This window comes from Polaribacter sp. 2305UL8-11 (assembly GCF_058147165.1).
On the sequence record NZ_JBYVJW010000016.1, the window covers coordinates 58,010 to 81,304 of the forward strand.

Sequence of the window (23,295 nt, forward strand, 5' to 3'; positions counted from 1 at the left end):
TTAATTTTTTTTCAAAAAGTATTTGGCGATATTCTAAAAAGATATATATTTGCACTCGCTAATCACAAATGCTTGTGAAGCAAACTCCTCCTTAGCTCAGTTGGTTAGAGCATCTGACTGTTAATCAGAGGGTCCTTGGTTCGAGCCCAAGAGGGGGAGCTTTCTTTGACTCCTCGCCATTTTGGCGAGGATTTTTTATTTCCAATCTTCTGAAACCCTTATGTTTACTAAGGATAATCGCAATGAGTTCATTCATTGAAGCGGTTCGATACTTATTTTTCAAAAAAACCAGTTTTTCAGGAAATATCGAACCGACAATTTTCTTTTTAATATTTGCTGGGGATGATTTGTATAATTTGTCTATTCCGTGGAGAAATGAAATCCCTTGTTTTAAGTACTTATCGATGTCCTTTTCTAAAGTTTTTAAGTTTGTTAACTCTTCATTTAAGTCATTTAGTTTTTCTTGTGTTTTACTCTTCATCGATTTGTAAGTAGATAAATCAATGATATTATCAAAAAACTTTTCTTCTATGGATTCTTTTCTTACAGATAATGTGTTTATTTCTCTTTTGATTTTCTTGATTCTTACTTCCCTATTGTTTTTGTCTCCTTTAAATGTATTGTTTAAAATTTCTTTGTAGAGCGTTTTAACATCTTCTTTGATATGAAATTCTTTAAGTAATTCTTCAAACAGTTCATTCACCTCGTGGGCTTTGTATCTTTCTTTGCATTTGGGTTGGCAGTGATAGTAAAAGTGACGTACTCCGTTTCTTCCTTTTGATGCGCTTCCTGTTAATGCTCTAGTAGTGTGTGCCCCGAACAAAAAGAATTTTCGTACATTTTTGAAAATAAAAAAAGGATATCCGTTTATGAATATCCTTGCTATGACTATAATTAATTTATCAGTAGAAATTTAATGTCTATTTCTTAAATCCTTATCATTACTGAAATGTTCCAATGTTGGAACCTTTTTGTCGCGGTTTAAAGTAGCGAGTGCCCAGTATATTTTCAAATTAGCTTCTAAATATTATTTATTTCTTGTAAACAAATTACTTTTCTACTTAACTGTTTTATAATTTTAGTTTATTATTATAAATACTATCAATTGAATTAAGTACGAAATCTATTTCTTCTTGAGAGAAATTTTTGAAAACAAAAGTATATTCGTTTTTTTGATCAAAGAATTGCACAATAACAGATTTACAATTATTTGGAGAACAAAATTGAAACCATTTATAATTTTTATTACTGTATTTATAAATGTTTTCTTCTCCGCCATTTGGTAATATAATAGACTTAAAATAAGCTAATTTTAAACCTTTTGAAATTTCGTTGTAACTATCAGTGAAAATATTAATATTTGGATAATACGAATAAACATAATCATAAACATCAAATGCATTTAAACTATCAATTCTATGTTTTTCAAATACTTTTAGATCGTTTTTTATATCTCTTACTATACTGTCTTTATTAATTGTAAATAAAACTCCTTTATTATTTTTGTCATCTTTGGAAACTATTCCTCCAACTAAAGACTTATTATCTATAAACTTCAAAGAAATACTATCTTTTAAAATATCAAAAGGTAATTTAATTTTAAGGTCTAAAAAGATTGTATCTATAGAATTAAATATATGTTTATTCTTTAGTGTTTTTTTTTTCGGAACTGCTTTAATATAATCAAAGACACTCTCATAACTTGTTGCATTTGTAGAATAGTAAGCATCCTCTTGAACTTTGAAATAAACATATTTTGATATTATATATGCTCCAAAAATAAATATTAACCCTAACGTTATAAGAAATATTAGTTTTTTTCTATTCATAAATATTAGTTTTGAACTTTTAAACCTCCGTATAAAACTTTTTCAATAGCCTTAAAGTTTGACATAAAATATTCTGCAGTTTGATAATCCAAATCTGAACCCTCTGAACTGAGTAAAACTTGTACCTTGAAGTTAGTTTTACCCATTCGATACAAAGAAGGTACGGTTTGACCTGTTGCAAATTGAATAATACTTTGATATGAATATAGAAAATTTATAACTTTACTGTCAACATTAACTAAAGTATTATGTTTTCCACCATCTCGAGCGGCCTTAATTTGCTGCATATACTTATATACATGAAGACCTCCAGGAAAAGCACCAGGATATGCAATTGGTAAATCTGACATAACTGGACTTTGAGAAGAAATTTTTGAATAGAGTTTACTTTTTGCCTTTAGCCCCTCAACAATTATTCCTAATTGATAATTTACCATAGCCAAATATGTATCGTAATACATAGCAAATACCTTAAATGAAGGATTTCCTTTCAGTAATCCTCCCAAAGAATTATAGACATCTTTTAAAGCATTTAATTGGTCATCTTTACTAGCACCATTTCCTAATGAATAAAAACCATTAAGTGCACTATAGGCTTTCTTAAATTTCTTACCAAGTTTTCTTGCTGTTTTAAAACCTTCAACAGATTTTTTTAATACTTTCCGTGGATCAGTAGTTCCCGTTTTATTACCATCTCCATCATAATGATGTATCATTCCATCATCGGGTGTTTCATCCCATAATTTATTAATTAAATCTTGAGTAGAATCAGCTCCACTTGGATCAGCCCAAAAAATTGGATTATTATCAAATGCAACATAAGGAGACATTGAGTGGTGAGTTACTGGATCTATTCGATTCCACCTTGCAATTGCTGGATCATAATGCCTTAAGTCCATCTCATATAAATTTAGTCCTAAACTTTCTTCAAGTTCTTTGCCATTGTATTTCCAATTTTGTGCTAGTGGATTACCAGCACCTGTATTCATTACGTTATTATACCCTTTATGTTTGAGTCCAAAGGGATAATAGTGTACCGTCTTTTTTGAGGGCTTTTACACTTTTTCTACCAGTTCCTCACATTTTCTGCCAAGGCTATTTCAATGAACTTCTATTACAATACTAAAATAATTCTTTGTGTTTTATTTACCTAATATTTTTACTAAAAAAATTGCTTACTACCAACCGTCTTCCTAAATTTGCAACACTAGTTGCAAATTTAGGAAGACGGTTGGTATGTTCTTTTTCCCTTTTATCATTTACATCAACCAAAACCTACAATAATTCATATTCTTTTTACGGTTCATCTTTCGGTTCATTTTTAAAGAAAACCGCTAAAAACAATGGTTTTTGCGGTTCATCTTTCGGTTCATTTTATTGTTTCGTATTATAGCCTTCAACATCAATCACATATTTAGTTGCTCTACCTGTACCTTCTGGTTTTATTATAGAAAGCTCCAATAATTCCTCAATGTCTCTTCGAGCTGTAGCTTTGGAAACATCATACTCCTTTTGATACTCACCACTTGTTATTTCTTTGTTTTCTTTTATATACTGAATTACTTTTTTTTGTCTTTCATTGATTTCCAATTCAGAAAGATATTTGTCACTATAAATGTCTCTGAAAATAGTAATAGAAAATGCACCTCCGTAAACCTCTATTTTTGGCTCTGGCAATCCATATTTTTCACACTCCTCTATAATTGTTATAGTTCCACGACCCCAAGTCTCAATAAAACCTGCTTTATAAAAAACACTCGCTACTAATTCATTTCGTGGATATGATAAATGCTTTACTTTTAAATCTTCAATTTTAAGTTTATCAGTGAGTTCTCCTTGATTCATCAAGGTCATTCTATCATCAAAAAGACTTAAAAATATAGGTGTTTTTTCATATTCCCTATGAATAATCGCATTAAGTAGTGCTTCTCGAATTGCTTTAAATGGATATTCTGGTGTTTCAACTCTATGCATACCTTCATAACTGATATTACGAATAACATACTTGTCATCTAATATTCTTATAACTTTGTCTGCAATTTCAAAAGCATTTCCTTCCACTACTTCTTGAGATTGAAGGTCTGAACTTGACTCTCCAAATCTTCCCACTTTTACATAAGCACTTCGAATGTATTCTTGTGTATTTTTACCAAATAATAGAATACTTGCTCTTTTGTAGTTACTTTCTTTATCTATTAAATTTAAATTCTTTAATACTTCTTCTGGAGTAGAATCACCTATATAAGGAAGACGACCTGATTTTACAGCATTCTTTTTAAATGATTCTATTGTATCTAAATCAAAATCTTCCATAGTAATGTTTGGAAGAGCAACTTCATCCCAATCCTTACCTTCTGTTTTAATTAAAAAGTTATTCAATGCTGTTCCTGTTAGCAATTGATTAGTACTACCACTACGCATATAAAACTTCCCTTTATAAGATACAGGAGATGAAAATGGCTCTACAATTATCTCAATGAAATGCTTATCATTTTCTTCCTGTAAGTTTACATTACAAATAATACCAGTAGTATCTTTGATTTTATTTGGAAGTTCATCCATCAATTTTTTATACTTATCTACACCAACTACATTCCCATTATCATCTTTTCCAATATACAAGATACCTCCATTGGCATTAGAAAACCCAGAGATCCATTGTAAGTATTCATCTCTCCAAGACTGTTTCCATTCTATGTTTTGTTGTTCAGGCATACCTTTATTCTAATATCATACGTGATAAATTCAAAGGTATAATAATTTTGAAAAAGAGATGATTAAGTCTTAAACAAAATACCTTGATAAGTATAATTATTTAAACACTACTTTTTCTTCAATTTTAGTTTTACTTTCTTTAATTTCGTGATGGTAATCAACTTCTGAATCTAAAGTTCGTTTTTCTATTCTTGGTTCAATTTTAATATTTATAATCCCCTTTTTATTAAAATCTCTTGCTAAAATCTCCCAGTTTAAAACGACATTATAATCTTTTGGCAATGGTAAAATCCATAAATCAAAATCTATCGTATCTTTCTGAATTAATGGAATGATAGATGTCTTTAGAAAAGACTTATTGGCGTATCTTTTTTTTGCACCAGGATTAGCAATTTCACCAATCCCAAAATCATTTGTTTTGTTTCCTTTGTTATAATTCCCTAAAAATTCACACTCACCTTCAAGTTTAAAGTTTACCTTCCAGTTATCAATTGCCATGTTACCTGTATTAGACATTAAGAGTCTTAATTTACAGTAAGATAAGCTCACCTCTTTCTTATTATAATTACCGAAGCTCCCCATTAAGTCTAATGCACCAAAAGAAGTTCTTTCTGTACGTGGGTTATAAGAATGTCTCTTTATTTTATATTTAATAGTTGTTTTATAAAATTCTGGTTCTAATAGAATCTGTTTATTTTCTAATTCAGAAACAAAGACTTCAAAATCATAATCTGATTTATATTTATTAGAATGCATATAAAAATTATATACATCTCTATTTTCTTCTATCAAATCGACAATATCTTCCCAACAAAAAAGTAAAATTTCAAAACTATTTTTTTCTTTATTTTCAACATCTTTTATTCTAATGTATTCTTCGATATCACTATTCTTGTTAGATGTAGTAGCAAAAATGAATACCTCAAGTTTTGGTGTAAAATTTTCAGCTTTCTCTAATTCTAAATCTATTTCTTTCTTTGTAAGTTTTGATTTGGTGTATTCGTCTTTTCCTTTACATTGAATTCCCCAATATTTTTTTTCATTCTTGGGAATAGCATAAATATCTACTCCATGTTGAATTTGACCAGACCTTCCGTTTTTCTTTATTTTATTAGGAACTTCCCATACAACTCCCCATAGTTTTTTACATAAAGATTCAAAATCTTGCCAATTCTCTGGTTTTGGTAACTGTTTTTTCATTAAAAACTGCTTTTTAAATTTTTATCTTCTTGGTCGAAATTGAGTGATGTAGTCAGTTAAGATTTTTAAATCTGCTTTCACTTCTTCTGCATCAGGAACACTTTCTATCAATTCTCCAGCACTATCGTGTCCCAAAAACATTGTTGAACATTTAGACATATTATCTTCAATGATTTGATAATCATCATCTCTAAAATCAACGACTTTTTTTAACCTTCTCGTTTGTATTTCTCTACCAAAGCGTTGGACAGTTCCATTTAAAACAATCTCTTCTATAGAACGCTCCCAAGTTTCTCTTAACTTTCCATAAAAAGGTTTAACTCTTTCACGATAAACTTCATCTGTTTCTATTTTTTCAATTTTTTCTAAAACTTGAAATTCTGCATTAAGAATTCCAATTCGTTTTTTAACGGTAAGTGCATCCCAAGGTGGATTCTTTGCAAGTATACCAGTTTCTGTTTTCTTTCTTGTTAAACTTTTTATTTCAACATTGCAATTCTCTTTATTGGCAACTTCCTGAAGCATCATTAAAAAAGTAATGTCGTGAGTAAATACTATTACTTGTCGCTCTTTTGATTCTTGAATAATACGATTTGATATTTTACCTCTCCACTTATGGTCAAGTGAAGATACTGGGTCATCAAAAATTATTGCAGACTTATGTTCTGAAATAGATAATTCCGAAAAGAACGTAGCAAGAGAAATGCATCTATGCTCTCCTTCACTTAAAATTTCTTTTAATCTTACATTTACGCCATAAGAAGTATCCAATTCTAAATAATGATATTGTTTACCTCTAACACCTTTAGTTCCAGCAACTACACTAATATTTTTAAAGCCAAGTTTTTTTAGCTCTTTTTTGAAGTTATCTTTTAGATTATTAGTAACATAAGTTTGACTAATACCATTACTACAAAGCGTAATGCTTCTCGTTCCGCAAGCTCCAATACATTTAATAATCAAACCAATCTTTTTCTTTCTTTCAATCTCATCAATAAGTTTTTGTTCATACTTCTGTAAATTTTTAACAGATACTAAATTTCGATGTTCTTGTTCTAAAGGTTTCAATTCATCTTTGATAGTGACCTTACTTAATTTGTCATTCTCATTAGTTAGTGTTTCTCGAATCTCATCAATAATAGTGATTGGATTCTCTTCGAACTTAATAACATTGATATCTTCTATTGTTTTTGGGTTTTCGAATAGCTTTACAATTTTTGTTTGTTCTATTTTTAATGCTCTAATAAAACTATCCAGTTTTTCAGTCAGTCCTTCATTCGTTTCTTCAAACTCTTCTATGGTATTTACATACTCTTCTAAATCAAAATTTAAGTCATTAAAAAAATCTTTTTTATCATTAAATTTTGCAGTAGCCAAATCTAATTTTTGCTGTAAATCTGCTTTTACAAAAGTTTCAAAATTTGTAAATCGCTCTCTTGCATTCTCATCCAAATCTTGAAGACATAATGGACAGTTATCTCCTTCACTCACACTTGGAAAAGTACCATTACCAAAAGAATAGTCATAAAACTTTCTTGCACTTTCCCATAAAGTCTTCCAATGCTCATTCCCAACGTCCTCAAAGGGTAAATTTGAAAATGCTTTTTCGGATGCCACTTTTGAAGCTTCAGATGAACTAACAAAATCATTAATAATTATTTTTGTTTGAATGAGTGCCTCTTTAGAAAAATTAGTTTCAAAATCAGAAATTTTTCCTTTAAAAACATTGATACGTTTAATTTTATTGGTGTTTTCTTTTATTCCCTTTTGAGGATCAGTAGCTTTTAATTTTATAATTTTTTCGTCAAGCTTCAGTATTCTTTTTTCTGATTCTTCGGTATGATTGGTATGCTTTTTCAGGTCTTCAATCTTTGTACTTTTATCTAATCCTGAAAGAAACTTTGCTACTTCAGTTTCATATTCATCTATAAGAAAACTGTAGTCAAAAGTATTGGATATTAGAGTTGCTTTTTCTTCATTAATTTTATTCTCTACTTGCTTACAACAATGAGCTAATTTTTCAAGTACGGCTAATCCTGAAGGGATGAAAGCTATTTCATCTTCCTCTTCGATATAATGATTTGCGCTATAAGTATCAAAAACATCAACCGCCTGTAAAGTATGATTATTTAATACTCCATCTTTCCAAACTACTGAACCCGAACCTCCACTTTCTGTAGCGTATTCAATTTCTGCTGTTTGACTTTTAGTATTACTTCCTTCAATAAATAAATTTGGATTTATTACTGGCCTAATACCTCTTGTATTACAGATATGTTTTAGCACACTTACATAACTAGATTTACCTGCTCCATTATCACCATAAACTATGGTTAAACCATTGGTAGCAAACTCCAATTCTTCATTATCTTTTAATGCATTGATGTTTTCAGAATTACAGATTTTAGATAAGGTAATACTCTCCTCTATATCAGAACTGGCAACTAATTCCTTTAATTCTTCAATATCAACGTCTTCAATCTCGAAATCTAAAATTCCTTGTTCAGATTTACAGATATTAACCAAATCAATGATATCATCTTCCGTTAAGTTTTTATTTCTGATGATTCGATTAATTGCTTCTTGCCAAAATTTAGGCTTGTCTTCTATCCATTGGATGATGTCTTGTAGTATAGGCATATTTTCATAGTATTTTAATTTGATAAGGAAATCAATTTAAATAAAAATCATATTTTAAAAATACGGTTTAACGTAATGACATGAATTTATCTTATTGAGTATCAAATCAAAGATACTTTATCCTTTTGATTTAAAGAATTTCAGTTATTAACATTTGGGTGTTTTTGGTTCATGTTTCAATTACTTTAAATCTTCAATAAAATCAATAGATTAGAGCTTGTTAATAACTTTAGGCTATTAGAATTTAATCTTTACTTTAAGTAAATAAAAAACAGACACATAGTAGTTTTCTTGATTCAAAATGAATAATAGTTAATCAAATTCTTCTTGATTGTCTGAACCATCATCTAACAACTTCAGTCCACCAAAAATTGCAAGTCCACCAACTAATAACCGTCCTAATCCTTGCCATGATTTTTGTCTTTTAATTTCCTCTGATTTTTGATAAGCACTATTCAACAAGTACATTATTAAATTTTTTTGACTATCTAAATTCTTTTGTGTTCCATCCAAAGTAATATATTGAGTTATTGATGGAAGAAAGCTTCCAACGTTTGTTCCCTCTTGAACAAATACTACTACTGGTTTTGAATTAGCAAATGCCATTCCAGCTTCTGTATGTATCATTTCTGATAACATATTGGAAGAACGACCATTAATACTATCTCTCGTTAAATATCGTTTTGTAGCAACGATTACAACAAAGTCTGATTTCTCAATGTTTGTTTTCATTAATTGAACAGGGTTCTCTGTTGTAGCATCAAATAAACCTACTGTTCCAAAAGGTTTAATCTGAAAATGATGCAGAATATTCGCTACGAAATTCACGAATTTACTATCTTCTTTTCGTAGACTACAACTTACGAAAGCGTTTGCTATATAATTCATATTATTTATTATTTGAAAAAATATTTATCAAAAATTGAAAGGTGAATATTTTGTAATTTCTTTCGAAATTTTTAAAATTCTGTCCAAATACCAGTTTATATTAATAGTTCTTGTTTTACCTGAAATCACTTTTCCAAGTGGAATTTCAAAAATATAATCTGCATCTGTTACATCAAGGATTTGCTTGAATTTACCTCTCATAATATCCCCTTTATTTCTAATTGAAGTTATAATATAAGAGATGTTTTCATTTGTAGATTTTCTTTTCTCCAACTGCTTTATAGATCTAACAGTATCTGTATAGGATTGAATTAAAATTACTTTTTCATCTTTAGCAATAATGCACCAAAATTCATAATTATTAATTTGAAATGAACCATCTATAACTTTATAGCCTTTAACATTGATTAAAAAATCTGCAATTTTATATATTGATTTAGACTTTCCAGTATTCCTTGCACCTCCAAAAATAAGATATTTCATAATTTATTTTTGAGGATAAGAATAGTCTTTTGGGTTATATTTGATAATCATATCAATTATTTCATTTTCATTTTCTGTTAAATGTAATAGTTCCCCATATGGTCTTCCTGTAGAAACTTTTTTTATGAAATTCCAAAGAGGCCTCTCAACTGTCCATCTTTCAATACCAAAGAGTATCATTGGAGAAACATACTTCTTAAATTTTTGTTTATTGTAAGGGGCATAGTGGTTTTGAGCAGCATCTTGAAAAATTTCTTGTGTAGTTCCTGCACTACCTGGAGCAAATATAACTCCATGCTTTGCTATTGCTAATAGACCGTCTTCTCTAACACTATTTGCAAAATATTTTGCTATATGTGTAGCGAAAGGCGCTGGAGGTTCATGTCCATATAACCAAGTCGGAATCCCCACACTCATAGATTCTTTCTCTTTCCCTGAAGGAATTGGATATTTTTCAAGTATTCTCCATGCTCTATGTAACCAATCTTTATCTTCATACTCTTTTTTGGGAGGTGCATCCACGGGACGAATTTTTATCTGATTTACAGCTTGTATTAATTCTTTTTCTGTTCTACAAGCAAAATATGCTCCTAAATGTGTAGCCTCCATTGCTCCAGGTCCACCACCACTAATCATAAGGAACCCCTTTTGAGTTAATGTTCTTGAAATTTTTGCAACTTTTAAATAATATTCGTCTTGTCTTTCCATAGCATGTCCGCCCATAATAGCAACTACTTTTCTGCCTTTAATCACCTCATATAGAGCATCTGTGATACTATGATCATGAAGTCTTCTGGTAAGACTAATTAAAATTGAAGTTGGGTTTTCTAATCCATTTTTGACATAATCTTCATAAATCTTATAATCGTAAGTTAATTTATATCCTTTATCATTATTTATATCAAAACCCTTAAACAGTTCTTCAACAGAATATAATTTAGATTTATGAAGTTTAAAAGGAACATTATCCATATTTGGTATTACCAAACCTCCTGTCTTTACAATATGTCCAGAACTTTCATTACTTATTTCACAGCCTAAAAATATACTATCTGAAAAATCTAGTTTATTAATTTCAGAATCATAAGATTTTAAATTTAACCCCTGAATAGCAGATGGATTTAAATTTCCAGATTTTATCCAGTTTTCAAAATGGTTTATTTTATCTATTTCTATCATTCTTCTTTAATTTTAATATGTTTATATTTTGAAATTACTTTATATATTCATTACAGGTTATAAAATTTAGTTAGATAAATATATTTAAAAATACAATAAAAGTATTGACTACAAGTAGGTATTTTCCCCTGTTTTTTAATAGTGTTTTCCTGTTATTAAGAAATCGGATGCAAATTCTCAATCAATTCGTGTAGATTTTCAAGATCATCCTGCTGATATCGTTCCGTGGAAGAAATATAACGATGTCCAGCCATATACTGTACTTCTCGGATATTATACGTCTTGAGCCAATTGGTAATTACTGAAGCTCTTATTTGCTTCACATTCGATACCTTATGATTAATGCGTTTGAGTCTTTTAAACAAGTGCGAAGTAATGATGTCAAATCGCTCAGAATTCAGCGGAAACAGGCTTTCTGTGTAGTTTTCAAGTTCTTCTTGGAGGATTTCTCTATGTTTTTCTAAAAATAGCACAAAAGGCAGGATTTGCGCTGATTTTAGCTCTAACGTTCGGCTGTTTGTTTTGCGTGTGCTTGGAATATACAAAGTTCCCTTTTCTAATTGAATATGTTCTACTTTGAGTGATTTTAGCGCAGTCGCATTTAAGCCTTGATACACCATTAAACCTGTAATGACTTTGTTACGAATGGCTACCGATTTTGAGTTTGGAAATTCAATACGCTCTGTTTGATAGCTGTAATACAAATCCTCGAGTTCTTCTGCTTCTAACAAATTATGGTTGAGTGTTCTTTGTGCTCCTCGGATATTGATATTTTCTATTGGGTTATCGAATCGTTGTTCGGAATCTACTAAATAATTGAAATAGATTTTTAAGGCACCTACTTGATGTTTAATCGTGGATTGTGATACTCGCTTCTCTTTCTTAATTACTTGAAGCTTTTTGATGTATTGTAAGCAGGATTTATAATCAATAGTTGTAGTTTCATAATTGTTATATTCACACCAATTGATAAATAAGTTTGCATTTCTATCGTATGAATTTACTGTAGTTTTTGCATATCCCTGTTTCCTTAAATATTCTCTATAAGTCATCTTGTAATTGATTTTCTCTTTTTGTGAGATGAACATATATCTGTGTACTTTCTAAAGAAGCGTGACCAAGAAATGTACTTATTGATTTAATAGGCACTTTATTTTGCATCAAATGTGTGGCTATACTATGGCGTAAAGTATGAAGTGTGATGTTTTTTTCTTGGATGGTTTCATTTTCAGTAGCATTGATAATTTCTTTCAAACGATTGGCAATCGTTAAATCACTTGCTCGTTTTCCTTGGTTCGAGAGTAATAGTGCATCTGTTTGATAATTTTTTAAAAACTCTGGTCGTGCTTCATACAAATACTCTTCAAGTATATTTAAATTATACTTATTGACGGGTATTACCCGCTCTTTATAGTTTTTTCCTTTTCTGACGTAAATACGCCCTTTTTCAAACAAGATGTCTTCGGTATTGATATGCACGGCTTCGTTACGCCTTAATCCGCAACTATATAACAAAACCAATATCGCCTTATCTCGCAGTTGAAAATGTTCTGCCATGTGCGAGAAATTACAGGCTTCAAAAAGTTCTTTGACTTCTTCTTGTGTAAGGATAACTTTGTTTTCTTGGTAATTGGTTTTTTCTCCTTTTAAATGCACACCAAATTTGATATTCGATTTGTGTTCTTTGAGATATTTTAAAAAGAGTTTTAATGCTTGTTCATGTTTGTTTAAAAAAGCCTTGGAAATCCCACCACCACGTCGTTGGTTTGTTCTTTGTGATAAATGGTTGTAATAGTCTTTTACAAGTTGAGTAGTGATGAATGAAATATTTGAATATCCTTTGCACTCCAAGTAATAGAAAAACTCTTTTAAATGATTGGGAAGATTATACACCGTAGAAGAAGCATAACCCAATACAGATAACCATTCGGTATAGCTTTCTATAAGCGTGATAAAAGAGGTGCTTTTTAGTAGTAGTTTCTTCATTTTTATGCTGAACTTATTTCAGTATCTTTTTGTTGATTTTCTATTATTGGGTGTCGAGCCTCTCGACCTTGCTTGTATTTTAGCTTTTGTGGCGAAGTACTCACAACTGTTTGATTTATTGAGTTTTACCCTCGCCACTTCCCCAGTGGCGAACCCTGGCGCACCGAAGCTCGGCGTGGCAAGGTATTTTACTTTGTTTCATTACTTAAAGAGGTCTGCGACTCCATTTTTTCAATACAAAAATTAAGCGCAGAATTGATACTATTCTCCAATTCTTTAAACTCGTTAGTATCTATAATTTCATAAGTAAAAGAATCGCTGTCGATATCCTTTCTTCTTTTGATATAGCCCTCTTGTAATAACAAGAGCTGATATCTTCGTAAGGTGCTTTCTGCTATTCTAAATTCTTTTCTAATTTCCCTATTGGTAAATAAGGTGTCTCCTTTATTTTCTAAATACATTTTTAATTTCTCCAAGTAATTTCTTGTAGCTCCGTTTAGATTATCAGATTTACGAAGCAAGATTGGTTTTAGAATTTCATTTGCATATTTGATATCTTCTAACGTGGTCTCAATATATTCCTCTCCAGTTTGGAGGTCGAACTTCGACTGTCGCTGATACTGGTGATAGAATGTAATCACTTCAATAAATTGCAGATAATGGGCATTGGTTCTTCGTGGCTTAAATACTGCCCGTGGCAGAGACAAGTATAAGGCATATGGGTTTATCACTTTAACAGGTTTGAGTAATCGCTGTACATTGCGTAACAATTCTTCAGCTTTTAATTCTTCTTCAATATCTATCTTCCCTGCTGAAAGTTTTCTTTGATATTCCATAATGTGTTCGTCTTGCGCTTCGCTCTCATCAATATGGATTAAAAAACTACGATTCGCATTGTCTTCATAAATACTTTCTTGGGTAGTACATCCTGCAACAGATACAGGACCCTCAACTGTTAGGTTTTTAGTTTTTCCCTGTCCACCAATTCCCTTTTGTACTACAGACTTGGTAATACGTTTTTTAGTTTGTAATTCTCGTAATGGATAGAGTACATCTTCTGCACCGTCTAAATCTTCTATTAATATCAACTTATGTTTTAATTCTGTTCTTTTGAAGTAATAGAATGAATTGGCAGATAACGAAGTAAGGCTAAGCCTTTCTTCTTCGGGTATGAGTTCTGCAATTTTGGATTGCAGATGCGTTTTACCAGAGCCTGAACTTCCAAAAGAAATACAGTTTAAGGGATTGTTCATCTTTCTACTAGTAAAGATGAGATACATCAACAGACGGTTTCCGTCTTCTCCAATCACTCCAGATTGCCCGATTAACTTATTCGTCTTTTCTAATAGGTTTTTAGATTTCAAAAAATCAGATGCTGAACGACGTTCTTTTTTGGATAATAAATATTCCTCTGCTTCTTCGTTTTCGACTTGGTCTAATAGTTCTAATCGGTAGCTTTCTAATTCAGCAATCAGTTCTTGTAAGGCTCTTCTAATCTTTGAAGTTCCAACCTCTAAAAACTCTGCGAGTTTACGCACAAATTTCTCAACACTATTAGCGTTATATAAATCGATATTATTTCGGTAGGCGTGGAACTCATCCTCAATTCTATTGACCTTTAAGGTGACACGCATACGATCTAAACCAAAGGTTGTGAGTCCTCCTAGAATATGGAAGTCTAATAGTTCTGTTGTATATTTGAAATGGTTAGGATTGGTGGTATCAAAGTGATTCATTTGTTAGGTAACTTTTAAAAACATCATATTACACAAAAATATATTTCAAAAGTAAACTAATTTGTTTATATATAAAAATAAAACTTGTGTTTTTTGTTTTTATAATCAATTCTACCTATGTTTGCGGTAAATAATTGATAAAAAAACCTAAAATGGAGCCTACACAAGCACTTTTACTCGCCAACATTAAACGTATTCGAAAAGAAAAAGGACTCACGCAAAAGGACGTTGCTGAGGGTTGTGGGATGCTGGTGCCCACCTATTCACGTTTGGAGCGTGGTGGAAGCAATCCAAGTTTGGCTTCTATTGTTCGGATTGCGGATGCCTTGGGCATTGGAGTGATAGAATTATTTCAATCTTCAGAAATTAAAGATAAATCGGTGGCTCAAAAATTGTCTATGATTAATGAGCTTTCTGAATACAATAGAAATGTAGTGACCATTCTTTTGGATTCTATGATAGAGAAAGATCGTGTGGAGAAGTTGCAGGATGTGAAGATGAAATCTAGATTGGCGGAATTAGATAGAGTAAGAAGAAAATAATTATTGACATCTATAGTATCGTATTATTACCATTGTTTTTTTAAGTAGCTAGATATAGAAGCAATAGAGGTAAGCTCACACATTATTTTTACCATTTCATCATCTAAATCTTGAAATTCAAATCTTGCTTTATAGTCTGCACATCTATTGATTAGTAATGTATTCTCAATAAAATCATCAATAATTGTTTTAATTTCATTAAAGCTCTTGTTACTTATTTCATGCCATCTAGCACGAATCCAAAAAGCTTCTATATAACCATTTTTAATGTGAATGCTATTGACTTGTGTCGACATACCCAATGTTCTGAATAAATCAACCCATTCAGAAGATTTCATGGGAATAGAAAACTTTTCTGGAAATAGTAAAGGAAATAATTCAACAACCAAAATATCCCCTTTTACACTAAGTGTATTTTGAAGTTGATACATATATTTTGCTATTTCTTCTGGTTGAATTTCATGCAGTACATTCACAAAAAGGGTTAAATCAATCGTTTGTTCAATTTGTAAAATATCAGTGATAATTTTAACATTTTCAATTCCCAATAATTCAATTTCTTTTTTTAATACTTCTGCTTCAGGGTCCAACAAAAACCAATTCACGCTTTCAAAAACAATTTTAGAATTAATTTTAATCAGTTCTTTCAAAATTCGTCCACTTCCAGCTCCAATCTCTAATACATTGATTGTTTTTTGTTGTGTTAGAATAGCTTGCAAATACTGGTAAATTTTTTCGGATTGAATATCTGGTTTTTTGGTAAGCTTACTATCGACAACATCATAGTGAAATAATTTTTTAAAAATCTCTACAATTTTTGTATTTAAATTATTGAGTGTCGCTGAAGATAACTTGAGCAATTGTGAATCAAATCCATCAAATAATTTATAGGTATATGCCAATTTATCGATATTCTTACTTAATTCGAATGCTTTACGAAATGGAGGTTTATTCGAATTTCGATTTTTCTTTTTCACAACTTGATTTTCTATATTTGATGGAGTATTGGTAGCTTCTAAATACCAAACGCGATCTACATATTTTGAAAAGATAATGTGCGGATGATGAGTTGAAATAATCGATTGAGGAACTAACTTTTTTACATAGTCAAAAAAGAAAGAAATATACTGTGGGTGCAAGTGATTTTCAATTTCATCGAAAATAAAAATTGTTGGTTTATTATAATGAAGCATTAACATCGTAACAAACAATACTTTCTGTCCATTGCTCCAATTTGAAAACCCTAATGTTGTATGCTCATTATATACCAGATATAATTCAAAATTATCTTGCCCTTTACTATCTTTTTTCTTTCCCAAATAGAGCTCTCCCTCAACAATTTGATTGAACTGTTTTACCAAATTGTTATCTCCACTGATCTTATATAGAGAATTGATATCTAAAAAAGTATATGTTTTAGTTCTATATGCATCAGAATTATGCCATTGCTCTTCGTCAAAATAAATAGAATCTATATGAAGCAATGTCTCTTTTACAATATCGTTCAACCCATTTTTTAAAATCAAAAAATTAATATCTGAACGTATTGAAGAGGCGGCTTTCTTCCTAAAATTACTATCTCTTATTACAGAAATTGAGTTGGCAAAACGTATGTACTTAAAAATCTCATCAATAAACAGAATACGTTCTAACCTTTGTTTGTAATTAGTAATGAACATATCAACATCATCTTCCGTGATTTTTTGTTGAGTGTAAGACTCTTTTCTATCGATTTTTTTATTGTGATTTACAATACAACGACTTATTCTGTTCAACAAATACGATTTCCCTGTTCTGTTTTTACCACAAATTATTGAAATGGTCTGTTTTTGATGAAGTGATGGAATCGCAAAATCTAATTTCCTTTCTGAAACATCAACAAGATGCTTTCCATAAAATCGTATCGAGCTAATATAATTCATTTCATTTTTTTTGAAAGATACTAAAAAACGCCTGAATTCAGGCGTTTTCATATTACGATAACTTGTATATTCCTCTGATAGATTTCTCAAATAAATCTTCAAAACCTCTTTGTTGTTGTGTATTCTTAAATCTATAATTTTTTAAATTAACCAACAAAAGATTTTCCTGGTTACCTATTAGGTCAACCTGAATCTTTAATAACATAAAGATGGTCTCAAGAAGCGATAAAGATACATTCGAGTTCTCTTTTGTTATCATGAATTCATCTAAATTTAAGTAACTGTTTTTAAGCTTGCTTTCTTGTACTGTATAAAATTCAAAAGCATCTATTTGTGAGCAATATCTTTTAATTTTTCCAAGATAGAATGTAACCTCTTTGTCAAAAATTATTTTGATTTTTTTATTGTGAATATATGATATTGATACTCCTTTATGTAAATATTGGGATTCAAAATCTTTTAAATTACGGAAGTTCTTTTTCTGTATCGTAATACTTTGAATTCTAAGATTTAATTCCATTGTAAAATATATTGATTTATATAAATTATCAATAAAAAAATGAGTCAGTCAAAGCAGTTATCCACTATCAAAATGATACTTTTTAAGTAGCATTTTACTGTTTTTTTAGAATGTTCTTTTTTACAATTCCTTATACGAATTAAGTTGTTATTCCCTGTCTTACATAGAGCTATCAAATAAGGACTTCGACATTACTCTATCATCACTTTTTCGCAAGGATTGGCTTCTTTCAGAATTCCTCCTTGTCAAAAAAGATGAGTAATGGAGTTTTTGATGTCAACGTATTATTCGCTTAACCTATATATAATACTATGACTAACTTAGAACTTAAAAATACTTTACAAGCAATTGCAAAACAACAAGAAAATTCTATTGAAAAACAAGTAGCAATTGAAGCTCTTGAATATGATGAAATTAAAAATTTTTTTTTAGATTTGATGAATCACGGTTGTATTACTGGAATGATTAGTTCTTTAATCTATTATCAAGACACGCATAAATTCTTTGACACTCACTATTCTCAAATTGAAGAATTACGTTCTTACTTTGAAGATGAAATGGGTGGTAAAATCAAAATCATAGGTGATTTAAAAAACACATTAGCTTGGTTTGGATTTGAAGAAACTACATACAAAATGGCACAAGAATTAGGACTTGAATTGTAAGTTTTTTTTATTAATTCACTTAAAATCATCTTTTAAAAAGATGATTTTTTTATGTCCTTGAGAACAAAAATTATCTTTATCTACTTCTACCATGTAAGCATTTAAAGACAATTTTAGCCTGTCTAAAGTCGCCCTTACCATTTGGGCTTTTTAGACAGAGGGTTACGATGACGAAAATCAGAATAACATAGTAATTCCTTTTTCGACATCGTAAGCAAGATTGCAAGTTTTATTGAAACTATCGTTATCCATAAAACTTGCCTCTGGTTGAGGGAAAAGCATTTCCCTCAAACTCCCTTTCTTACCATCGTGTGAATAGAAAAATAGAATCTTATTTTTAAAATTCTATATCGTTGGATTTGTCTAAATCTTGCTGTTGATTCATTTGTTGAAATGATACAAATCGTTCTTGGGTTTTGTCTCTGAGTAAAAGTAATTGTGGGTCAATTCCCAAGCTATGTTTTAGTCTGTATTTTCGTTTTCCGAAATAAACGCCTGTTAATTTTGAATTGCGATGGTAGGTTTGAATATTGGCTTTTAAAAGCAAGTTTTCAAACTGCTGAATTGAATTCGATTTTTGAAAAATATCCTGAACTTTTTCAAATAGTATATCCTTATCAGATGGCATTGCCATCCTTTTTTTAAGTTGACTTTCTTTTTCAGAATAGGCTTTGGTCAATTCTTTTTTTTTAAACCATGGCGTACAATACTATCTTCTAAAAATGGATAGGTTTGTATCTGATAGGCTTGTAATTGTGATTTGATATCAGCCAAACGACTTTTAGAAATTCTCGAACTTTTATAGTTAGTAGTGCGGATTCCTGAAAAAACTAAGTGTGCGTGCCAATTTTTATTTTTTTCAAAATGCATTGCTCCAGCACAAAGCATTTGACCATTGGTACGCATCTTAATATATCTACCAACTAAATCTTTAAGAATGGATCTTGTGAGGTGTTTAGTTGATAGGTCTGAAAAAGAGACCACTTCGTGATAGGCCACTACAGATTTGTTGCCATAATGTGATTTCCTATTGGCTTCTAAATCCTCAAATTGTTTTGCCCATTTGTCTTTATCATATCCACGAAGATGCTGTTTGAAAATAAGTTGTTGACCCTTTGGGTCTTCCAATGACTTACGACCATCAAAGATATATTTAATCAGCTTTCTTGCCGCTTTTTTATTTCCTGTATGACTGATGCTTTTGATGATCAAAATTCTTGATTTAATATGGTTTCTAATTGTCTGAAAAGCCGGAGTAATTCTTGATAACTATTAGATAACTCTGGGTAACTATTCTCAAAGGCTAATTCTTCTACAATATCAAAGCCAAGGGAGAATAATTGTTTGATTTCTGTTATCTTTTTTGATGCCGTGATGTTTGTTGAATGCAAAGAATTGGTTTCTGCATATAAGAGTGCAATATCTTTTAAAAAGCCTGCTAATTTTTTTCCATGTTCAAGTGCCAGTTTTTCCAATACTACTTTTTCTTTTTTAGAAAACGAAATACTAACATTGGTATGAGTACTGTGATAGCGATGCTTTTGATACTGCTGCAAATATAACTTTCGATATTCTTTTCGTGCATTTTCTATGTCTTGAGCAGTTCCCCATTCAAGTACACCCATAGCATCTAAATAGGCTTGAACATTGTTGTATGGAAAGTCTGTTGTTTTCATTTTAATTTCTTACGGAGAAATGGTTTAGAGTTCTATATCTTGGTCCCTAGCATTGTCTTTTTCTTGAGTATTTAAATCTTGAAATCGTTGCTTGCTAATCAGCTCTTTAAAAGTAATCTCATCAAAATGGATATCCCTTTCTATGGGTAGTCCAAAAGGTGGTGGTTTTAGAGCCTCTAACTCTGTAACAGAGAATGTTCCCCATTCATCAACATACATTCCAGTAACATAGCCATAAGCTATTTTTATCTCTGGGTCGTACTCACTTGCGTACCAAGTCTGAGAACCACAAGGATTAAAGAATTTTGCAATAAATATTGGATTTTCTACTTCATCTTGATTTCCAACTTCTTTAAATCGTTCTAATAATTCTGGTGTTATTAATTTCATATCTTTCTTTTTTTAGTAGTTTATATCTATGGAGTTTTCTGTTTCTAAGGGCTGTATTTCTAGTGCTGTAAATCGCTCTTGTGCTTTTTTCTGATAAATTGCTCTTTGTACAGCACGATTTTGTTCACGTTCCTCTGCCAACTTCTGCTTGCTTTTCTTTGACAGTTTTAGTTTTGGTTTCGTTTTTCTGATTTGAGGTTTTTCTATCCATCTCTCTAATTTCTTTTCAGAGGCTATCCATAATCGCAACAAACCATGTTCTGCAACTGCTAATATTTTACCTATATCAAAATGTGCTACTTTCTTTGTTTTCATTATTCAGCTTTTTTTGTTTTTGATGATTTTCTTTGAGCAATTGTTCGATGCGATACAATCGTTCTTCAACAGCTCTCTTGGAGTTTCTGTTTTGAAGTTCTACGCATTTCAATAGGCTTGCAAAAACAATACAGACCAACAGCACCTTTGCGTTTTTCATCCACCTTTTGTTTTTAGAAAGCGTCCTTTTAAGCTTTTCCATCAGATGCATTTTTATTGAGTTTCATCACATCTTTTATCAATTCATCAATTGGCAGGAGTTCTGGCATTGGGTTGTTGGTTTGAATCTCTGGTGCAGGAATTTCAGCTCGTTTTCTCAAAAACCGATCTTGATAAAAAGCTTTGATACGTTTCAAGCAAATAGGACGTTCCTCGCTGGTGATTAAAAAGCCACCCTCTTTTGTATGCTGATACATCACTTCTTCAGGGGTCATGACTTCCCTTGTAAGCGTTTTACCCTCTTTTTCGTAAGAATACCTACCAAGAGACTTGCTAATATGGGTGGCAGTATCTAAATCTTGTTTTCCTAAATACAAGACAGTTCCTGTATTGGTTCTTAAGGTCGTAGCGCCCTCTTTTCCATATAAATTGATGCATTGGCTGTAGGACTGATAACCAAAGATTCCAAACGATTTAAACTTACGTATTTGACTGGAAATGAAAGGAATAAACCCCTTGTCAGTGGTAGATACTGCTGACATTTCATCTGCAAAAAAAGCAATGGGAAGTTCTTCTTTGGTGGGTACACCTGATTTCATAATGAAATCAAACCACGCTTTTAGGAATAAAGAGTTCAACCCTTTTAATCGTTTTTGGGCGGTAATAGAACTCTGTATCCAGAGTATTTTTTTCTCATACCGAAAAGATTCCATTACAAGAGAAGTAGAGGAAGTGGTGCGTATCACATCCTCATCTTGCCAAAGTACCAACACAGATAAAACATTAGACAGTACACTGTTTAAAAACTTGGCATCATTGGCTAAAAATGCTTTGAAATTGCTGTATAATAAATCGTCAGCAAATACAGAAATGAGTGCCTTAAGTTTTGTGGGTTCTCCTTGTAACACAACGATTAGGTATCTGACATTGTACAAGTTTACATATCCTCTTAACCCTGTGATGTACTCAATACGTTTTAAAAGCAAAATACAGTAACTAATCACAGAAGCAGACAAATTGTTCCAAATTGGATCTTTACTTCCTCCATCTGGGGTATGACTTGCTACCAAATCAACCGAAAATCGATGCACATCTTCTGTTTTTAAATCTTCCAAAGGATTCCAGGTAACAGAAGAGGCATCCGCCTTGGAGAAATTAATGACAGATTGTTCATCTAATACTTGTTCTATATAACCTCCTGTAGTGTTTCTTAATTCTTCTGCCAAGTCCAAACAAACAATTGACATTGGAGTTAGTTCACTTAGAGAAAGTAAGTTTTGGAGGTAAATTTTTGTGGATTTACCAACTCCAGTTTTACCAAGTAAAAGCATACCGCCTTTCATCATTTGGGCTAAACTCACAAAACGATTGCCAATTTTAAGTCCATTGCCTTTGGAATGTTTGCGTTTTAAAACTTTGTCTGCATCTCCCAAGCTCCCATTATAACTATGGTCTTTTTCAAAGAGATTTTCAATGCCATCAAAGAGCATTGTTAGGGGGTCTAATAGTGCATCTATAATTTTTTTCATTTGAATTGTTTTATTTAATAAATCAAATAGTATTTCTACCTAATGTCCATTATGGACTGGACTAATCAATAAACTTTTCACTGATTTTTGCCAGTATTTTTGAGATTCCCTCTGTGATTCTTGAGAGCATATAAACGCCCATCATTAAGAGTTTAAATACAGCAGAGAATATCTGCTGTAGGGTTCTAAAAAATGTTTTTGCTTTACTCATATCGGTTAGTTTAAATTGGCAACAAACTTGATACGAATCCCCAATTTTGAAAATAACTGAGCGTACAGTTGTTTTAATTTCTGAAAGCCTTCATCTTGTTCAATTGTTTTTGGCTGAAAAACCACAACAACTTCAATGGCATTCGTTGGTTTAATCCCTTTGGACTTCTCTAAAAAAAGTGCAAGTACCTTTTCCTGTTCCCCTTCTAATAATTGCAAATCAGCTACTCTAAAAACAGAGAAAAAGCGACTGTTTTCTTGTAAATCTGAAAACAGATAAACAGTTGTATTACTGTTTGTTATTTTTTGTAGTACTCGTAATTCTTCCACAAGAGGTAACCAAATAGAAGAATATTTGTGTCCTTTCGTTTCTTTTGATTTTTGTAGTATGTTTTTAATCTCATTTTGAAACCCAGTCACCAATTCTTGACGTTCCAATTCATTGCCTAACAATGCTTGTTCTGATGGAATACCTACTTGTTGACGTGTATTGTGCATCAAGCTATTAATCCTACCATAGCGAAAATTGGCAGATTGCCATAAGTTGGTGTCAAAATTGTAGCAGCTTTGAATTTTAGTTGCATCAGGCTTAGCAATAAAATCAATTTCTGTAGTATCTTCTAATACCGAAACAATACGTGTTTTGTCTTCTGAAGTGGTGCAGGCTGATACCATCAGCCCAAACACCAGTATGTAAATATTTAGTTTCAT

General features: G+C 31.2%; 24 protein-coding genes, 1 tRNA gene and 1 pseudogene. 3 read left to right on the top strand and 23 right to left on the bottom strand.

Going from position 1 to position 23,295, the window contains the following annotated elements:
- Window positions 1–85 precede the first annotated feature (85 nt).
- Window positions 86–159 (top strand) — tRNA-Asn (locus ACY2RW_RS14100).
- Here ACY2RW_RS14100 and ACY2RW_RS14105 read toward each other — a convergent pair.
- From ACY2RW_RS14105 to ACY2RW_RS14160, 12 genes and pseudogenes are all read right to left on the bottom strand, one after another.
- The gene (locus tag ACY2RW_RS14105) at window positions 125–823 is read right to left on the bottom strand and encodes a hypothetical protein (protein WP_490123378.1); all 699 of its coding nucleotides are present in this window, start codon (window positions 821–823) and stop codon (window positions 125–127) included. The genes ACY2RW_RS14100 and ACY2RW_RS14105 overlap by 35 nt on opposite strands.
- Window positions 824–1,070: 247 nt before the next feature.
- On the bottom strand, window positions 1,071–1,829 hold the full coding sequence (locus ACY2RW_RS14110) for a hypothetical protein (protein ID WP_490123379.1): 759 nt from the start codon (window positions 1,827–1,829) through the stop codon (window positions 1,071–1,073).
- 5 nt (window positions 1,830–1,834) lie between these two features.
- Window positions 1,835–2,848: pseudogene (locus tag ACY2RW_RS14115) on the bottom strand (RHS repeat-associated core domain-containing protein); the annotation flags it as partial.
- 355 nt (window positions 2,849–3,203) lie between these two features.
- Window positions 3,204–4,544: an ATP-binding protein gene (locus ACY2RW_RS14120; RefSeq protein ID WP_490123380.1), complete on the bottom strand. Its 1,341-nt coding sequence runs from the start codon at window positions 4,542–4,544 to the stop codon at window positions 3,204–3,206.
- A gap of 96 nt (window positions 4,545–4,640) precedes the next feature.
- Window positions 4,641–5,744, bottom strand: a complete 1,104-nt coding sequence (locus ACY2RW_RS14125) for a restriction endonuclease (protein WP_490123381.1) — start codon at window positions 5,742–5,744, stop codon at window positions 4,641–4,643.
- 21 nt (window positions 5,745–5,765) lie between these two features.
- On the bottom strand, window positions 5,766–8,384 hold the full coding sequence (locus ACY2RW_RS14130; RefSeq protein WP_490123382.1) for an AAA family ATPase: 2,619 nt from the start codon (window positions 8,382–8,384) through the stop codon (window positions 5,766–5,768).
- Between the two features lie 312 nt (window positions 8,385–8,696).
- Entirely contained in the window at window positions 8,697–9,272 is a 576-nt protein-coding gene (locus tag ACY2RW_RS14135) for a hypothetical protein (RefSeq protein ID WP_490123383.1), read from the bottom strand.
- 27 nt (window positions 9,273–9,299) lie between these two features.
- A complete protein-coding gene (locus ACY2RW_RS14140; RefSeq protein WP_490123384.1) occupies window positions 9,300–9,755 on the bottom strand; it encodes a hypothetical protein in 456 nt (151 codons plus the stop codon).
- Window positions 9,756–9,758: 3 nt separating this feature from the next.
- Entirely contained in the window at window positions 9,759–10,934 is a 1,176-nt protein-coding gene (locus ACY2RW_RS14145; RefSeq protein ID WP_490123385.1) for an LOG family protein, read from the bottom strand.
- Between the two features lie 155 nt (window positions 10,935–11,089).
- On the bottom strand, window positions 11,090–11,986 hold the full coding sequence (locus tag ACY2RW_RS14150; protein ID WP_490123386.1) for a tyrosine-type recombinase/integrase: 897 nt from the start codon (window positions 11,984–11,986) through the stop codon (window positions 11,090–11,092).
- Window positions 11,976–12,920 carry a tyrosine-type recombinase/integrase gene (locus tag ACY2RW_RS14155; RefSeq protein ID WP_490123387.1) on the bottom strand — a complete coding sequence of 315 codons (945 nt, stop codon included), beginning with the start codon at window positions 12,918–12,920 and terminating at the stop codon, window positions 11,976–11,978. The genes ACY2RW_RS14150 and ACY2RW_RS14155 overlap by 11 nt, the downstream gene beginning before the upstream one ends.
- Before the next feature lie 188 nt (window positions 12,921–13,108).
- Window positions 13,109–14,656: a hypothetical protein gene (locus ACY2RW_RS14160; protein WP_490123388.1), complete on the bottom strand. Its 1,548-nt coding sequence runs from the start codon at window positions 14,654–14,656 to the stop codon at window positions 13,109–13,111.
- Window positions 14,657–14,808: 152 nt separating this feature from the next.
- Here ACY2RW_RS14160 and ACY2RW_RS14165 point away from each other — a divergent pair, with 152 nt between their 5' ends.
- Entirely contained in the window at window positions 14,809–15,198 is a 390-nt protein-coding gene (locus tag ACY2RW_RS14165; protein ID WP_490123389.1) for a helix-turn-helix domain-containing protein, read from the top strand.
- Window positions 15,199–15,224: 26 nt separating this feature from the next.
- On the opposite strand, the gene ACY2RW_RS14170 is transcribed toward ACY2RW_RS14165, so the two are convergent.
- Window positions 15,225–17,171 carry an AAA family ATPase gene (locus tag ACY2RW_RS14170; RefSeq protein WP_490123390.1) on the bottom strand — a complete coding sequence of 649 codons (1,947 nt, stop codon included), beginning with the start codon at window positions 17,169–17,171 and terminating at the stop codon, window positions 15,225–15,227.
- Window position 17,172: 1 nt separating this feature from the next.
- Window positions 17,173–17,640, bottom strand: a complete 468-nt coding sequence (locus tag ACY2RW_RS14175; RefSeq protein ID WP_490123391.1) for a hypothetical protein — start codon at window positions 17,638–17,640, stop codon at window positions 17,173–17,175.
- A gap of 311 nt (window positions 17,641–17,951) precedes the next feature.
- Between ACY2RW_RS14175 and ACY2RW_RS14180 the strand changes: the two genes are divergently transcribed.
- Window positions 17,952–18,305, top strand: a complete 354-nt coding sequence (locus ACY2RW_RS14180) for a DUF7222 domain-containing protein (protein WP_490123392.1) — start codon at window positions 17,952–17,954, stop codon at window positions 18,303–18,305.
- A 15-nt stretch (window positions 18,306–18,320) separates the two neighbouring features.
- Here the strand turns inward: ACY2RW_RS14180 and ACY2RW_RS14185 are convergent, their stop codons facing one another.
- The 9 genes from ACY2RW_RS14185 to ACY2RW_RS14225 all read right to left on the bottom strand — a co-directional run bounded on the left by ACY2RW_RS14185 (window position 18,321) and on the right by ACY2RW_RS14225 (window position 23,295).
- Window positions 18,321–18,446 carry a hypothetical protein gene (locus ACY2RW_RS14185; protein ID WP_490123393.1) on the bottom strand — a complete coding sequence of 42 codons (126 nt, stop codon included), beginning with the start codon at window positions 18,444–18,446 and terminating at the stop codon, window positions 18,321–18,323.
- A gap of 196 nt (window positions 18,447–18,642) precedes the next feature.
- The gene (locus ACY2RW_RS14190; protein WP_490123394.1) at window positions 18,643–18,939 is read right to left on the bottom strand and encodes a hypothetical protein; all 297 of its coding nucleotides are present in this window, start codon (window positions 18,937–18,939) and stop codon (window positions 18,643–18,645) included.
- A gap of 41 nt (window positions 18,940–18,980) precedes the next feature.
- Window positions 18,981–19,433 (bottom strand): relaxase/mobilization nuclease domain-containing protein, encoded by a 453-nt coding sequence (locus ACY2RW_RS14195; protein ID WP_490123395.1) that lies wholly within the window; start codon window positions 19,431–19,433, stop codon window positions 18,981–18,983.
- An 80-nt stretch (window positions 19,434–19,513) separates the two neighbouring features.
- Complete coding sequence (locus tag ACY2RW_RS14200; protein ID WP_490123396.1) at window positions 19,514–19,981, bottom strand: hypothetical protein; 468 nt, start codon at window positions 19,979–19,981, stop codon at window positions 19,514–19,516.
- A 24-nt stretch (window positions 19,982–20,005) separates the two neighbouring features.
- Window positions 20,006–20,371 carry a DUF2958 domain-containing protein gene (locus tag ACY2RW_RS14205; protein WP_490123397.1) on the bottom strand — a complete coding sequence of 122 codons (366 nt, stop codon included), beginning with the start codon at window positions 20,369–20,371 and terminating at the stop codon, window positions 20,006–20,008.
- Between the two features lie 12 nt (window positions 20,372–20,383).
- A complete protein-coding gene (locus tag ACY2RW_RS14210) occupies window positions 20,384–20,686 on the bottom strand; it encodes a hypothetical protein (protein ID WP_490123398.1) in 303 nt (100 codons plus the stop codon).
- Window positions 20,687–20,874: 188 nt separating this feature from the next.
- On the bottom strand, window positions 20,875–22,374 hold the full coding sequence (locus ACY2RW_RS14215) for a type IV secretory system conjugative DNA transfer family protein (RefSeq protein WP_490123399.1): 1,500 nt from the start codon (window positions 22,372–22,374) through the stop codon (window positions 20,875–20,877).
- A gap of 61 nt (window positions 22,375–22,435) precedes the next feature.
- A complete protein-coding gene (locus ACY2RW_RS14220) occupies window positions 22,436–22,585 on the bottom strand; it encodes a hypothetical protein (RefSeq protein WP_208076711.1) in 150 nt (49 codons plus the stop codon).
- Between the two features lie 5 nt (window positions 22,586–22,590).
- Entirely contained in the window at window positions 22,591–23,295 is a 705-nt protein-coding gene (locus ACY2RW_RS14225; protein ID WP_490123400.1) for a hypothetical protein, read from the bottom strand.